The following is a 519-nucleotide window of genomic DNA, read 5'->3' on the forward strand; positions in this document are numbered from 1 at the left end:
ATAGACGACACACATCAGCGCGATTTCGCGGAACTCACGGAACCATGACCGCGCTCGCACGGCGAAGCCGAGCGAGCGCTTCACAGCCGAATTCACGGTTTCGGCCATAGAGCGCTGATTGTAGCGATTATCGTCGATTCTAGCGTTGTGCGCATGGTCGTACGGGGCGAAGATGCGATGTTTGATCAGCGGGCGAATCCCGAGGTCACGAAGGGATTCGCGGAGCGCTCGCTTGTCGTAGCCCTTGTCCGCAGCGAGAGACCGCAGATCGCCCGCGTTCCGGCGGGCGATCTGCTCAGCGAGGTCTGCGTCACTTCCTTCCCGGTTCGTTGAGCAGTGGACGTCAAGAACAGCTTGAGACGCTGTATCGACGAGTTTCGTGACTTTCAGCTTCTGAACGCGGTAGCTGATTCGCTGGCAGTAGTGGCGGCTGGCTGGTGAGCGGTCGTAGAACGTGGCGTCGATCGCCGCGTGTTCAGAGAGATCGTGCAGCTGCGCCGACTGGCGCAGCAGCACTCG

At 60.5% G+C, this 519-nt stretch carries 1 protein-coding gene; it reads right to left on the reverse strand.

Annotated elements, in window-relative coordinates:
- Positions 1-519: IS5 family transposase (locus ACFQMF_RS15920; protein WP_379792338.1), on the reverse strand; the 519-nt coding region annotated here is incomplete at both ends.

Origin of the sequence: Halorubrum rutilum (assembly GCF_042665015.1) — an archaeon.
In the GTDB taxonomy this organism is placed as follows: domain Archaea; phylum Halobacteriota; class Halobacteria; order Halobacteriales; family Haloferacaceae; genus Halorubrum; species Halorubrum rutilum.